This window comes from Pseudorhodoferax sp. Leaf274 (genome assembly GCF_001422445.1).
Classification (GTDB): Bacteria; Pseudomonadota; Gammaproteobacteria; order Burkholderiales; family Burkholderiaceae_C; genus Pseudorhodoferax.
On record NZ_LMNA01000027.1, the window covers coordinates 25,555 to 37,911 of the forward strand.

The following is a 12,357-nucleotide window of genomic DNA, read 5'->3' on the forward strand; positions in this document are numbered from 1 at the left end:
GCTCACCCCGGCTCGGCCTCGCCCTGCTGCGTGAAGGCCTGCGCCAGGAAATCGACGAAGGCGCGCACCCGGGCCGACATCTGGTGGCGCTGCGGGTACACGGCGTAGATGTCGGCGTCGGGCGTGCTGTACTGCGGCAGCACCTGCACCAGCCGGCCGCTGCGCAGGTGGCGCTGCACATCCCATTCGGCCCGCATCACGATGCCGTGGCCGTCCAGCGCCCAGTTCACCGCGATCTCGCCGTCGTTGGTCGCCAGGCTGCCGCGCGTCTTCACGGCCTCGGGCCGCGCGTTGCGGCCCTTGCCCTTGGCCGGCGTCAGCCGCCACAGGCCGTAGGCCTCCTCGCCCTGGCGGATGCCGATGCAGTTGTGCGCCGCCAGGTCGTGCGGCACCCTGGGCACGCCGTGCCGCGCCAGGTAGGCCGGCGCGGCGCACAGCAGCCGGCGGTTGGCGCCGATGTTGCGCGCGACGACCCGGCTGTCCGGCGGCGCGCCGAAGCGCACGCAGACGTCGTACAGGTCTTCGGTCGGCGCCGGCGGGCTGACCGACAACTGCAGCTGCACCTGCACCTGCGGATGCCGGCGCACGAAGCGCGAGACCAGCGGCGCCACGTGGCTGCGGCCGAAGCCCAGCGTGGCGTTCACGCGCAGCAGGCCCTGCGGCGTGGCCTTGGACAGGCCCAGCAGTTCGCCCAGGCCATCGATGTCCGCGAGGATGCGGCGCGCGTGCTCCAGGTAGAGCTCGCCCTCGGGGGTCAGGCCCATGCGGCGCGTCGAGCGGTTCACGAGCGGCACGCCCAGCCGCGCCTCCATCTGCGCCAGCCGCTTGCTGACGGCGGGCAGCGTGACGCCCAGTTCGCGCGCCGCCGCGCTGAGGCTGGCCGCGCCGGCCAAGGTGGAGAAAAAGCCCAGGTCGGCGGGCTGGATGCCGTGGCCCATCGCGATCTCCCATGTTGAATCGAAGTTAACAATGCATTCACTCTAGCGCCGATCCAGCACCCGCAGAGGTTTCTACAGTCCGTCCATCACCACACTGCTCCCAAAGGAAGACGGACCATGAAGACCTACAGGATCGCCACCATCCCCGGCGACGGCATCGGCAAGGAGGTCGTGCCGGCCGGCCGCGAAGTGCTTGAGGCCCTGGCCGCCGGCGGCAGCGGCTTCGCGTTCGAGTTCGAAGACTTCGGCTGGGGCGGCGACTGGTTCCGCGCTCACGGCGAAATGATGCCGGCCAACGGCCTGGAGGCGCTCAAGGGCAAGGACGCGATCCTGTTCGGCTCGGCCGGCGACCCGCACATCCCCGACCACATCACGCTATGGGGCCTGCGCCTGAAGATCTGCCAGGGCTTCGACCAGTACGCCAACGTGCGGCCCACGCGCATCCTGCCCGGCATCGACGCGCCGCTCAAGCGCTGCGGCCCTGGCGACCTGAACTGGGTCATCGTGCGCGAGAACTCCGAAGGCGAGTACGCCGGCGTGGGCGGCCGCGTGCACCAGGGCCATCCCATCGAGGCGGCGACCGACGTGTCGATGATGACCCGCGCCGGCGTCGAACGCATCATGCGGTTCGCGTTCAAGCTGGCCGCCTCGCGGCCGCGCAAGCTGCTGACCGTCATCACCAAGAGCAACGCCCAGCGCCACGCCATGGTGATGTGGGACGAGATCGCGGTGCAGATCGCCAAGGAGTTTCCAGAGGTCACCTGGGACAAGGAACTCGTCGACGCCGCCACCGCGCGCATGGTCAACCGCCCGGCCACGCTGGACACCATCGTCGCCACCAACCTGCACGCGGACATCCTGTCGGACCTGGCCGCCGCGCTGGCCGGCAGCCTGGGCATCGCGCCCACCGGCAACATCGACCCCGAGCGGCGCTACCCCTCGATGTTCGAGCCCATCCACGGCTCGGCCTTCGACATCATGGGCAAGGGCCTGGCCAACCCGGTCGGCACCTTCTGGTCGGTGGTGATGCTGCTGGAACACCTGGGCGAGCATGCCGCCGCCCAGCGCGTGATGGCCGCCATCGAGCAGGTCACGGCCGACCCCCGACTGCACACGCGCGACCTGGGCGGCCAGGCCACCACGGCCCAGGTCACGCAGGCCGTCTGCGCTCTCGTGGCGGGCAGCGCCCAGCGCAAGGCCGCCTGAAGCCGGCGGGCCCGCGCCCGCCTTTCCCGTCCGCTCCCCCGCGAAGCAGCCGCCAAGCGCTGCGGGGGTGGCCCTGCCCGCAGCTTTCCCGCAGATTCCTGGAGACACGCATGAACCGCCGAAACACGCTCGCCACCCTCGCCTTGGCCCTGACCTGTGGGCTGGCCTCGGCCCAGGCATTTCCGAACAAGCCGATCACGCTGGTGGTGCCCTTCCCGCCCGGGGGCAGCTCGGATGCACTGGCCCGCGCGCTGACCACGCCGCTGTCGCAGGCACTGGGCCAGCCCGTCATCGTGGAAAGCCGCCCCGGTGCGGGCGCCACCATCGGCGCGGACTTCGTGGCCAAGTCCAAGGCCGACGGCTACACGCTGCTGATGGGCGCCGTGCACCACACCATCGCCACCAGCGTCTACCGCAAGCTGCCCTACGACTTCGAGAAGAGCTTCGCGCCCATCACCACGGTGGCCATGGTGCCCAACGTGGTGGTGGTCAATGCCAAGTCGACCGCCACCGACGTGAAGGGACTCATCGCGCTGGCCAAGGCCGCGCCGGGCAAGATGGCCTACGGCTCCAACGGCAACGGCACGGTGCAGCACCTGATCGGCACGCAGTTCTCGGGCCTGGCCGGGGTCGAACTCGTGCACGTGCCCTACAAGGGCAGCGCGCCGTTGACCACCGACCTGCTGGGCGGGCAGATCGACCTGTCGTTCGACACGCTCACGCCGCTGGTGCAGCACATCCAGGGCGGCAAGCTGCGCGCGCTGGCGGTGACCACGGCCCGGCGCTCCAGCACGCTGCCCGACGTGCCCACGCTGGCCGAATCCGGTCTGCCGGGCTTCGACCAGGGCACCTGGTTCGGCATCCTCGCGCCCGCGGCCACACCCGGCGAAGTGGTGGCCCGGCTCAACGCCGAGATGGTCAGGATCATCCACGCACCGGAGTTCAAGAAGCGCATGGCGGAGATCGGCGCCGAGCCCGTGGGCGACACGGCCGGGCAGATGGCCGCGCGCATCAAGGACGACACCGCCAGGTACGCCCGGCTCGTGAAGGACGCCAAGGTGGCGATCGAGTGAGCGCGGGGGTGCCCCGGCCGACGGCGCACGGCGCGCGCGCCGCCTGCGATCAGCTGCGGCGCTGGACCACCACGTCGACCGGACCTTGCAGCGCGAGGTCGATGGCCAGCAGCCCGTCCACCACCGCCAGCCGCGTGCCGCCCCGCTGCGCGACGACGGCACCGGCCTGGAGCCGGCCGACGTTCTTGCCGTCGACCCAGATGTCGAACACGCCGTCGCGCGCCAGGTTGCCGACGCGGAACGCCGTGCGGGCTCCCGGCTGCGCTGCGTTGCCGGGCAGCAGCGTGGCCACCAGCGCCTGGCGCGGCGCGTCGTACACCGCACGCGACACATAGGCCTGCGGGAAGGCGACGCCGGTGACGAAGGGCTCGCTGAAATGGCTGCGCGGCCACGGCGCGTTGACCATGCTGTACAGGCCGTCGCGCACGTTGATGCGGGCCAGTCCCAGCAGCGCGTTGCCCGTCAGCGTGTTGACGCGCGGGGTCGCGAACGCGTCGCGCGGCATGGCGGCAGGATCGGCCCCGGCCGCTGCGAAGGCATCGTTGCGCGGGTAGTACAGGCCTTCGTCGACCCAGGTCGGCGCCCAGTGCCGGTCGGCATAGGCCAGCATCGCGTCCACGGCCTGGCGGTCACCGACCTCCGCGGCCAGCGCGGCGAAGAAGCCGTTGTCCCAGCTGAACAGCGGCGACGGCGCCTTGAACGGGATCACGGCCGTGCCATCGCGCTGGCCGACCAGGTACTTCTGCTTGAGCAGCGGATAGGCCGCCTCCACATCGGGCCGCGACCAGGCATGCATGAAGATGCCGGCCCAGCCGTCGTTCCAGGCGAAGTCGTTGCGCAGCACCTTGTCCTGGCGGATGAGCTTGTACTGCATGAACGACCCGCTGGACCGGTCGAGGAACTTCTGCTCCTCGAACGCCTGCAGGTAGCGCGCAGACACCTCCTCGAAGAGCCGCGTGCCGTGCCGGAAGTCGTACAGCTTGAAGCCCAGGATCGGATGCTGGTTGCACTCCACGAAGACGGCGTTGGGCTCGCACTCGATGCCGGCGTAGCCACCTTCCTCGAACTGGCGGCGCAGCGTCTCGGCCAGCTTGCCCGCGTCGTAGCGGAACTCTTCCCGGCCGACCCCGCGGCCCACCGGGTTGTGCACGAAGGTCAGCGCGCCGGGGCGCTCGTACTTGTCGGAGTCGTACAGCACGGCGTGCGTGGCCACCATCTGCATCAGGTGCCCGCTGTACATGATGTTCTGGCGCACCACGGGGTCGATCCAGCCTTCCGACAGGCGCACCAGGTCCGGGTCGAACTGCTTGGCGCCGCGGCTGGTCTGCTCCCAGAAGCTCCAGACGTCGAAGCGCAGCATCTTGTCGATGAGCCGCTCGTTCACGCGTTGGTAGTGCTCGCGGTAGGCCGGCGTGTAGTGGTAGTTGGCCAGGTTCAGGGTGTAGCTCATCATGGCCAGCTGGTAGCGGTAGGCGTCGAAGCCGCCCTGGCCTGCTTCGGCGCTGTCCATGCGCGACCAGTCGTTGAACGGCTGGTCCGCCAGGTTGGCGATGAAACGCAGGTGGCCGAGCTGCGCACGGTCGAGCGCGCGGTAGTCGCTCATGCGGGGCAAGGCAGGCTCGGCGGCGGCACCGGCTGCCGCCAGGGCGAGCGAAAGGGCGGCGGCGATGGACGAGGTCTTCATGGCGGTCTCCAAGGGTGGTCAGGGCAGGGTTCAACGGGAAGGCGGCAGGGCAAGCGCACGGGACAGGATGGACCGGACATCCGGGGCCGACCAATCGACGGGCCCCGCGAAGCGGTGCACGACGACGCCGCCCGCGTCGACCAGCAGCGCCGCCGGAATGGCCCGCACGCCAGCTGCAGCCAGGGCGTTCATCTCCGGGTCCACGAACACCTGCAGGTGGCCCAGCCGCTCGCGCTGCAGGAACGCACGCACGCGCGGCGCGCCATGGCGGTCCAGCGAGAGGGCGACCACGGCCAGGCCCTGGCCGCCCAGCTGGGCCTGCAGGCGGTCGAGTTCCGGCAGCTCGGCCTTGCACGGCGCGCACCACGTCGCCCACAGGCTCAGCAGCACAGCCTGGCCGCGCCAGTCGGAGAGGCAGCGCTCGCCCCCGGCAGCGTCGGCGAAGCACAGTGCCGGCATGGACGTGCCGACCGCCGCCGGGGGGCGTGCGGACTCTGCCGGCGCGGCAGCAGCGCCCAGCAGGCCCGCGGCCAGCAGCACGAGCCAGGCCACGCGCCGGCTCACCATGACCACCGGCGCATGGCCGCTGCGATGGTGTCGCGCATGTCCTCGCCTGTCGCACCATACGGAATCAGCGTCACGAAGCCGCCCGCAGGGTCGAACAACAGGGCTGCGGCGGTGTGGCTGACGGTGTAGCGCCCGCCTGCCACGTCGCCTTCGAAGGCGTAGCGGATGCGGAAGGCGCGCGCGGCGGCATCGATCTGGGCGCGTGTACCGGTCGCGGCCGACAGCCCGGGACCGAAGGCCTCGGTGTAGGCCCGCAGCACCTGCGGCGTGTCGCGGTCGGGGTCCACCGAGACGAACAGGCCGTGCACGGGCTGCGGCCTGGGCCCGAGCAGCTGCTGCGCGTGCGCCAGCGCGGCCAGCGTGCTCGGGCAGACGTCGGGGCACCCCGTGTAGCCGAAGAACACGACCAGCCACTGGCCATTGAAGCTGCGCTCATCGACCAGCTGCCCCCGTGTGCCGGTGAGCGAGAACGGCCGGCCGACCGGGAGCGCGCCGCTGCCGTCCGGCGCCGGCGGTGCGGCGGCGCAGGCACCGCACAGCAGCAGGCCTGCCACGAGGCGGCCGATCTGTGACAGAACCGAGGTCGGCCGCGTCACCGCGGCCCGGATGCTGGGCATGGGCAGTCTCCCGTCGGGCTGAGCGACCCCTGGCAGCCCGGACACGGCGGCCCAGGCACGGCGCTAGGATCAAGGCCCGCACCTTATCAAGTATCTTGAACTTAAAGATACTTGAAAACCCGCATATGACCTGCCGCCCTCGCCGGGGCGCAATCGCAGCCATGAAGAAAACGCCTGTCCAGCGCCGACCCGCACCGTCGACCACCGTCCCCGACCTGCTGGAGCAGATGGCATCGGCTCGTCGTCTCGGGCCGGACGGCGCGCACGCCGATCCGATCCAGGGCGATTCGGACGTGCTGGTGGCGCAGTGGCAGCAGCAGTTCGCCGCCGACGACATCACCGTGCTGACACTGGGCATCCGGGTGCGCCGCGCCGCGATGCTGATCGACGAGTTGATCGCAGCCGAGTCGGAACGCTTCGGCCTGAAGCTCAACGAGATGCTGCTGCTGATGGCGCTGCGGCGCGTGGGAGCGCCCTATGCCCTGCGGCCCACCGACATCCTGAAGCTGCACAGCGTCACGTCCGGCACGGTGACCTACCGCATCGACCAGCTGACCAGGCAGGAATTGGCCGAGCGCATGCCCGACCCGTCCGACCGGCGTGGCTACCTGGTCCAGCTGACGCCGCGCGGCCTGGAGACCATCGATGCGGTGCTGCACCGGCTGCTCGAGGGCTTTCGCACCAGCCTGCAGCCGATGGCGGCGGTGCCCGGCGCGCTCTCCGTGTTCGAGGAATCGCTGCGCCTGTACGAACGGTGCATCTCCGCATGAACCGGCGCTTGCCGCCGGGCCGCGCGCGCCGGTGCTTCAGTAGCCGACCGTGAAGCGCTGCCGCGCATGGCGCGGCCGCTCGATCTCGTCGGCCAGCGCGATGGCGAAGTCTTCCATCGAGATGTGGCTGTTGCCCTGCGCGTCGACGAGCAGCGCGTCGCCGCCCAGGCGGAACGTGCCCGTGCGCTCGCCGGGCGCGAACACGGCCGAGGGCGAGACGAAGGTCCAGTCGATGCCCTGCTCCGCACGCAGCGCCTGCAGGAACACGCGGCCTGCGCCGGCCTCGGCCTTGTAGGCGTCGGGGAACTGCGGCGTGTCGATCAACGCCACGCCGGGAGCGACTTCCAGGCTGCCGGCGCCGCCGACCACCACCACGCGCGGCACGCCGGCCTGCCGGGCCGCGGCCAGCAGCGTGGCGGCATCGATGCCGCCGGCAAAGCGCGTGCTGCTGACCACCACGTCGTGGCCCTGGATCAGCGGCACCAGCGCGGCCAGTTGCGTGGCGTCTGCCGCCACGGTGGTGAGGCCGGGGCGGGGCACGGCCTTGGACGGATCGCGCGCGATGCCGGTCACGCTGTGGCCACGCGCCAGCAGTTCGTTGGCGATGCGGGAACCGGCGTTGCCGGTGATGCCGAGGATGGCGACTTGGGTCATGGTTGCTCCTTGTGAATGAGAAGAATGGTTCAGGCGCTGCCTGCGCCCACTGGGCGCATGGCGTTCATTGCGGCCACCGCATCTCGCCCTTGGCCACGCGTGCACTCAGTTCGAGGGACGACAGCTCGCCCAGCGTGGGAAAGCGCTTGCGCATGGCCGCGATCAGGGCCGCGCTGTCTGGCGCAGCGGCGGCCTCCTGCTCGAAGGCCTCGACATAGGCACGCGTGAAGGCCACGCTCTCCAGGCCCTGGGGCGCCTGTCCGCCCGCGCCGGGCAGGTAGTGCCCCGGCACCACGGTGGCGGGCTGCAGGGCCGCGATCGCGTCCAGCGTCTGCAGCCACTCGCGGCGCGAGGCCGGCGTCTGCGTGTCGGCCATCCACACATGGATGTTGGCCGCGACCGGGATGCCGCCCACCACGGCGCGCAGCGACGGGATCCAGACGAAGCTGCGCGCCGGCTGCGGCCCGCGGATCTCCAGCGCCTGGCCGTCCACGCTCAGCTGGCGTTCGCGCAGCACCTGCGGCAGCACCAGCTGCGCGGGCGCGTTGCCCTTGAGGATCGGGCCCCAGTGCGCGCGCTTGCCTTCCATGCTGGCGGCAATGGCCGCCACGGTCTCGGGCGTGGCCACGATGCGGGCCTGCGGGAAGGCCGCGCGCAGCACGTCCAGGCCGAAGTAGTAATCGGGGTCGCTGTGGCTCACGTAGATGGTGGTGAGCCGCTTGCCGCTGGCCCGGATGCGCGACACCAGCGCCTGGGCATCGTTGCGCTGGAATTGCGCGTCGATGAGCACGGCCTCGCGCGCACCGGTGACGAGCACCGAGCTGACCGGGAACACCGCCTCGGCACCGGCGTTGTAGACCTGCAGCGCCAGCGGCTCGGCCGCCATGGCGGCACCGGCGATGGCGAGGGAGGACGCGGCGGCAAGCAGCGTGCGGCGGGAAAAGGAAATCGTCATGGACAGGCCAATGTGCAACAGGGATGCACCATCTTATGTTTCTCGATTCGATGGAAAAACCGCCTACCATGCAATTCTTTGTTGCTCTGTTCGATGAAATCATGGACCGCCTGACCGCCGCCGAAGTCTTCGTGCAGATCGCCGAGCGCGGCAGCATGGCGGCCGCCGCCACGGCGCTGGACATGTCGCGCGCGATGGTCACGCGCTACCTGGCGCAGATGGAGCAATGGGCCGGCACGCGGCTGCTGCACCGGACCACGCGCCGGCTCAGCCTCACGAACGCGGGCGAGCAGGCGCTGGCCCACAGCCGCCAGCTGCTGGAGGTGGCGCGCGAGCTGCCGCGCGTGGCCGAGGACGAGCGCCAGGCCGACCCCGTGCGCGGGCTGCTGCGCCTGGCCTGCGCGCAGTCGCTTGCGCAGGAGGTGCTGGCGCCCGCGGCGGCGGTGTTCCTGCAGCGCCACCCGCTGGCGGCGATCGACTTGCGCGTGGATTCGCGCGCCGTCAACCTGGTGGAGGAACGCGTGGACCTGGCCATCCGCATCAGCAACCAGCTGGAGCCCGGCCTGGTCGCGCGCCGCCTGGGAGACTGCGCGTCGGTGGTCTGCGCTTCACCCGACTACCTGGCCCGCCACGGCACGCCGCAGGGCCCCGAGGACCTGGCCGCGCACCGCTGCCTCACGTACTCGTACTTCGGCCGCAGCGTCTGGGAGTTCGCCGACGCCCAGGGCCGCGCCATCGGCGTGCCGGTGGGCGGCCCGCTCAGTGCCAACGAGAGCCAGGTGCTGCTGGCGGCCGCGGCGCAGGGCGTGGGCATCACGCTACAGCCGGTCTATGCAGCAGCGCCCCTGCTGGCGTCCGGGCGGCTGCAGGCGCTGCTGCCGGGCTGGGAGCCGCAGGCCCTGGGCGTGCATGCGCTGTACCAGCCGCAGCGGCGCGTGCCGCCGCTGCTGCGCGCACTACTGGACTTCCTGGTCGGCTGGTTCGCCGAACCAGGCCACTGGCCCGCGGCCCGCGCGGCCCCCGCAAGCCCCGCGCGCAGCCGGCGCGTGCGCGCCTAAGCTTGCTCGAAAAGCTTCGTTGGCCACGCGCCGCGCGGCTTCCAGAATGGGACGCTCCATCTCCGGGACCACCCGGGCCACACCATGGAAGCTCCATGCGCACATTGATCATCCCGGGCTGGCGCAACTCCGGCCCCGGCCACTGGCAAAGCCTGTGGGAGTCGCAATTGCCCGACGTCGCCCGCGTACTGCAGGACGACTGGGCCCAGCCGCGGCGCGCGGCCTGGATGGGCGCCACCGTGCAGGCCATCCTGGCCCGGCCCGAGCCCGTGCTGCTGGTGGCGCACAGCCTGGGCTGCATCGTCGTGGCGCACCTGCCGCCCGAGGCGCAGGCGCGCGTGCATGGCGCGCTGCTGGTGGCGCCGGCCGACCCCGAGCGCCGCGCCGTGCTGGTGGACTTCGCGCCCGTGCCGCACGCGCGGCTGCCGTTCCGCAGCACGCTGGTGGCCAGCACCAACGACCCCTACTGCCCCGTGCGCCTGGCCGGCGCGTACGCGCGCGCCTGGGGCAGCGAACTGGTGCGGCTGCCCGATGCGGGGCACATCAACGTGGAATCGGGCCACGGCGACTGGCCGCAGGGCCTGGCGCTGCTGCGCGCCCTGGCGGCAGCCCCGCCGCGCGCCGCCGAGCGCCCAGAGCCAGACGGGCGCCGCGCCGGCATGGGCCGCGCGCCGATCAGCGCGCCGGCTTGGCCAACTGCTCGACCGCCTTGAGCGTGTTGGCCACGTGCGCCTCGGGGTCGGACCCGTGGTGCGTGAAGACGACCTTGCCGTCCTTGCCGATCACGTAGGAGATGCGGTCGGCCATGTCGGCCCGCCAGGACGAGCGCGCGTCGTAGTCCTCGATGGTCTTGGGGCTGGCGCCGGCCACGGCGAACTTGTCGCGGCAGGCCTCGACCGAGAAGCGCTTGAGCGTGTCGATGTTGTCGGCCGACACGCCCACCACGGTGGCGCCCAGCGCGGCGAAGCGCTCGCTGGCCTCGGCGAACAGATGGGCCTCGACCGTGCAGCCCTGCGTGAAGGCCTTGGGGAAGAAATACAGCACGACCGGGCCCTTGGCCAGCGCCTCGCTCAGCTGGAAGCGGAAGGTCTTGCCGCCCAGCGCGGCCTCGGTCGTGAAGCCAGGGGCGGCATCGCCGGGCTTGAGCGCGGCCTGCGCGGCCGACAGGCACAGGGCGCAGGCCGCCAGCACGGCCGCGCGGCGAAGGGATGGGCGCAGGGACGGCAGCAGGTTCACGGGCATCTCCGTTGTGTGAAGCGGCCAGTGTGCCAGCGCCGCGATGCCTCCATGCTCAGACCTCGAACTTCACCCCTTGTGCCAACGGAAGTTCGCGCGAGTGGTTGATGGTGTTGGTGGCGCGCCGCATGTAGGCGCGCCAGGCGTCCGAGCCGGACTCGCGGCCGCCGCCGGTCTCCTTCTCGCCGCCGAAGGCACCGCCGATCTCCGCGCCCGAGGTGCCGATGTTGACGTTGGCGATGCCGCAGTCCGAACCGCCGGCCGAGAGGAAGCGCTCGGCCTCGCGCAGGTCGTTGCTGAAGATGGCGGACGACAGGCCCTGCGGCACCGCGTTCTGCAGCGCGATGGCTTCGCCGAGGTCGTCGTAGGCCAGCACGTAGAGGATGGGCGCGAAGGTCTCCTGCCGCACGGTGGCGGTCTGCGCGGGCATCTCGGCGATGGCCGGGCGCACGTAGAAGGCCTGCGGAAATTGCGCCTCCAGCACGCGCTCGCCGCCCGTCACGGCGCCGCCTTCGGCCCGCGCGGCCGCCAGCGCGGCCTGCATGGCCTCGAAGGCCTGGCGGTCGATGAGCGGGCCGACCAGGGTGCCGGCCTCGAGCGGGCTGCCGACCGGCAGCTGGGCGAAAGCCGTCTTGAGCCGCGCCACCAGCGCATCCTTCACGTCGGCATGCACGATCAGCCGGCGCGTGCTCGTGCAGCGCTGCCCGGCCGTGCCCACGGCCGCGAAGGCGATGCCGCGCACCGCCAGGTCCAGGTCGGCACTGGGCGTGACGATGACGGCGTTGTTGCCGCCCAGCTCCAGCAGCGAACGGCCGAAGCGCTGCGCGACGCGCGGGCCCACCTCGCGGCCCATGCGCGTGCTGCCGGTGGCCGAGACCAGCGCCACGCGCTCGTCGCCGACCAGGGCCTCGCCGGCCGCGCGCAGGCCCACGACGACCTGGTTCAGCCGTGCCGGCGCCTGGCCGAAGCGCTGCGCCGCGCGCGCGAAGATGGCCTGGCACGCCAGCGCCGTGAGCGGTGTCTTCTCCGAAGGCTTCCAGACCACGGCATTGCCGCAGACCAGCGCCAGCGCCGCGTTCCAGGCCCACACCGCCACCGGAAAGTTGAAGGCCGTGATGACGCCCACCACGCCCAGCGGATGCCAGGTCTCCATCATGCGGTGGCCGGGCCGCTCCGACGCGATGGTCAGGCCATAGAGCTGGCGCGACAGGCCGACCGCGAAGTCGCAGATGTCGACCATCTCCTGCACCTCGCCCAGGCCTTCGGTCAGGATCTTGCCGGCCTCGATGGAGACCAGCTCGCCGAGCTGCGGCTTGGCGGCGCGCAGCTCCTCGCCCAGCAGGCGCACGAGTTCGCCGCGCCGGGGCGCGGGCACATCGCGCCAGGCCAGGCTGGCGGCGCGCGCCGCGCCGATGGCGTCGGCCACCTGGGCCGGGCCGTGCGTGGCCAGTTCGGCCAGCAGGCTGCCGTCCACGGGCGAGCGGACCGCCAGCGGCCCGGCGGCCAGCGACGCGCGGTCCACGCCCAGGCCGGCAAGGAGGGAAAGGCTGCGCTTTTGGAGATCGGTCATGGCACGGGAAGGGGGCGGTGGGCGTTCCC

General features: G+C 71.7%; 13 protein-coding genes. 5 read left to right on the top strand and 8 right to left on the bottom strand.

Going from position 1 to position 12,357, the window contains the following annotated elements; all coding sequences use genetic code 11:
* Positions 1 to 2: 2 nt before the first annotated feature.
* A complete protein-coding gene (locus tag ASF44_RS22450) occupies positions 3 to 938 on the bottom strand; it encodes a LysR substrate-binding domain-containing protein (protein WP_056901486.1) in 936 nt (311 codons plus the stop codon).
* 117 nt (positions 939 to 1,055) lie between these two features.
* Here ASF44_RS22450 and ASF44_RS22455 point away from each other — a divergent pair, with 117 nt between their 5' ends.
* Positions 1,056 to 2,144: a tartrate dehydrogenase gene (locus ASF44_RS22455; RefSeq protein WP_056901487.1), complete on the top strand. Its 1,089-nt coding sequence runs from the start codon at positions 1,056 to 1,058 to the stop codon at positions 2,142 to 2,144.
* A gap of 110 nt (positions 2,145 to 2,254) precedes the next feature.
* Entirely contained in the window at positions 2,255 to 3,217 is a 963-nt protein-coding gene (locus tag ASF44_RS22460) for a tripartite tricarboxylate transporter substrate binding protein (RefSeq protein WP_056901488.1), read from the top strand.
* 49 nt (positions 3,218 to 3,266) lie between these two features.
* On the opposite strand, the gene ASF44_RS22465 is transcribed toward ASF44_RS22460, so the two are convergent.
* The 3 genes from ASF44_RS22465 to ASF44_RS22475 are packed head-to-tail and all read right to left on the bottom strand — an operon-like array spanning position 3,267 to position 6,085.
* Positions 3,267 to 4,901, bottom strand: a complete 1,635-nt coding sequence (locus ASF44_RS22465) for a hypothetical protein (RefSeq protein ID WP_156374635.1) — start codon at positions 4,899 to 4,901, stop codon at positions 3,267 to 3,269.
* A gap of 30 nt (positions 4,902 to 4,931) precedes the next feature.
* Positions 4,932 to 5,468, bottom strand: coding sequence for a TlpA disulfide reductase family protein (locus ASF44_RS22470; protein ID WP_056901490.1), 537 nt, complete (start codon positions 5,466 to 5,468; stop codon positions 4,932 to 4,934).
* Positions 5,462 to 6,085 carry an SCO family protein gene (locus ASF44_RS22475; protein ID WP_056901491.1) on the bottom strand — a complete coding sequence of 208 codons (624 nt, stop codon included), beginning with the start codon at positions 6,083 to 6,085 and terminating at the stop codon, positions 5,462 to 5,464. The genes ASF44_RS22470 and ASF44_RS22475 overlap by 7 nt, the downstream gene beginning before the upstream one ends.
* 161 nt (positions 6,086 to 6,246) lie before the next feature.
* Between ASF44_RS22475 and ASF44_RS22480 the strand changes: the two genes are divergently transcribed.
* Complete coding sequence (locus tag ASF44_RS22480; RefSeq protein ID WP_162243859.1) at positions 6,247 to 6,855, top strand: MarR family winged helix-turn-helix transcriptional regulator; 609 nt, start codon at positions 6,247 to 6,249, stop codon at positions 6,853 to 6,855.
* Between the two features lie 36 nt (positions 6,856 to 6,891).
* Here ASF44_RS22480 and ASF44_RS22485 read toward each other — a convergent pair whose 3' ends face one another.
* Positions 6,892 to 7,509, bottom strand: coding sequence for an NAD(P)-dependent oxidoreductase (locus ASF44_RS22485; RefSeq protein WP_056901493.1), 618 nt, complete (start codon positions 7,507 to 7,509; stop codon positions 6,892 to 6,894).
* 64 nt (positions 7,510 to 7,573) lie between these two features.
* The gene (locus ASF44_RS22490; RefSeq protein WP_056901494.1) at positions 7,574 to 8,464 is read right to left on the bottom strand and encodes an MBL fold metallo-hydrolase; all 891 of its coding nucleotides are present in this window, start codon (positions 8,462 to 8,464) and stop codon (positions 7,574 to 7,576) included.
* Between the two features lie 101 nt (positions 8,465 to 8,565).
* On the opposite strand from ASF44_RS22490, the gene ASF44_RS22495 reads away from it, so the two are divergent.
* Both ASF44_RS22495 and ASF44_RS22500 read left to right on the top strand, forming a co-directional pair.
* Positions 8,566 to 9,522, top strand: coding sequence for a LysR family transcriptional regulator (locus ASF44_RS22495; protein ID WP_056901755.1), 957 nt, complete (start codon positions 8,566 to 8,568; stop codon positions 9,520 to 9,522).
* Between the two features lie 95 nt (positions 9,523 to 9,617).
* On the top strand, positions 9,618 to 10,235 hold the full coding sequence (locus ASF44_RS22500; RefSeq protein ID WP_082524978.1) for an alpha/beta hydrolase: 618 nt from the start codon (positions 9,618 to 9,620) through the stop codon (positions 10,233 to 10,235).
* Here ASF44_RS22500 and ASF44_RS22505 read toward each other — a convergent pair.
* Both ASF44_RS22505 and ASF44_RS22510 read right to left on the bottom strand, forming a co-directional pair.
* Positions 10,198 to 10,764, bottom strand: a complete 567-nt coding sequence (locus ASF44_RS22505; protein WP_056901495.1) for a peroxiredoxin — start codon at positions 10,762 to 10,764, stop codon at positions 10,198 to 10,200. The genes ASF44_RS22500 and ASF44_RS22505 overlap by 38 nt on opposite strands.
* Positions 10,765 to 10,813: 49 nt before the next feature.
* On the bottom strand, positions 10,814 to 12,328 hold the full coding sequence (locus tag ASF44_RS22510) for an aldehyde dehydrogenase family protein (protein ID WP_056901496.1): 1,515 nt from the start codon (positions 12,326 to 12,328) through the stop codon (positions 10,814 to 10,816).
* Positions 12,329 to 12,357 lie beyond the last annotated feature (29 nt).

What these genes read in the sequence shown, in the direction of transcription:
- ASF44_RS22490 (WP_056901494.1), bottom strand. Translation starts at nt 8,464, where the DNA reads ATGACGATTTCCTTTTCCCGCCGCACGCTGCTTGCCGCCGCGTCCTCC.
- ASF44_RS22460 (WP_056901488.1), top strand. Translation starts at nt 2,255, where the DNA reads ATGAACCGCCGAAACACGCTCGCCACCCTCGCCTTGGCCCTGACCTGT.
- ASF44_RS22500 (WP_082524978.1), top strand. Translation starts at nt 9,618, where the DNA reads ATGCGCACATTGATCATCCCGGGCTGGCGCAACTCCGGCCCCGGCCAC.
- ASF44_RS22505 (WP_056901495.1), bottom strand. Translation starts at nt 10,764, where the DNA reads ATGCCCGTGAACCTGCTGCCGTCCCTGCGCCCATCCCTTCGCCGCGCG.
- ASF44_RS22495 (WP_056901755.1), top strand. Translation starts at nt 8,566, where the DNA reads ATGGACCGCCTGACCGCCGCCGAAGTCTTCGTGCAGATCGCCGAGCGC.
- ASF44_RS22465 (WP_156374635.1), bottom strand. Translation starts at nt 4,901, where the DNA reads ATGAAGACCTCGTCCATCGCCGCCGCCCTTTCGCTCGCCCTGGCGGCA.
- ASF44_RS22475 (WP_056901491.1), bottom strand. Translation starts at nt 6,085, where the DNA reads ATGCCCAGCATCCGGGCCGCGGTGACGCGGCCGACCTCGGTTCTGTCA.
- ASF44_RS22455 (WP_056901487.1), top strand. Translation starts at nt 1,056, where the DNA reads ATGAAGACCTACAGGATCGCCACCATCCCCGGCGACGGCATCGGCAAG.
- ASF44_RS22470 (WP_056901490.1), bottom strand. Translation starts at nt 5,468, where the DNA reads ATGGTGAGCCGGCGCGTGGCCTGGCTCGTGCTGCTGGCCGCGGGCCTG.
- ASF44_RS22450 (WP_056901486.1), bottom strand. Translation starts at nt 938, where the DNA reads ATGGGCCACGGCATCCAGCCCGCCGACCTGGGCTTTTTCTCCACCTTG.
- ASF44_RS22510 (WP_056901496.1), bottom strand. Translation starts at nt 12,328, where the DNA reads ATGACCGATCTCCAAAAGCGCAGCCTTTCCCTCCTTGCCGGCCTGGGC.
- ASF44_RS22485 (WP_056901493.1), bottom strand. Translation starts at nt 7,509, where the DNA reads ATGACCCAAGTCGCCATCCTCGGCATCACCGGCAACGCCGGTTCCCGC.
- ASF44_RS22480 (WP_162243859.1), top strand. Translation starts at nt 6,247, where the DNA reads ATGAAGAAAACGCCTGTCCAGCGCCGACCCGCACCGTCGACCACCGTC.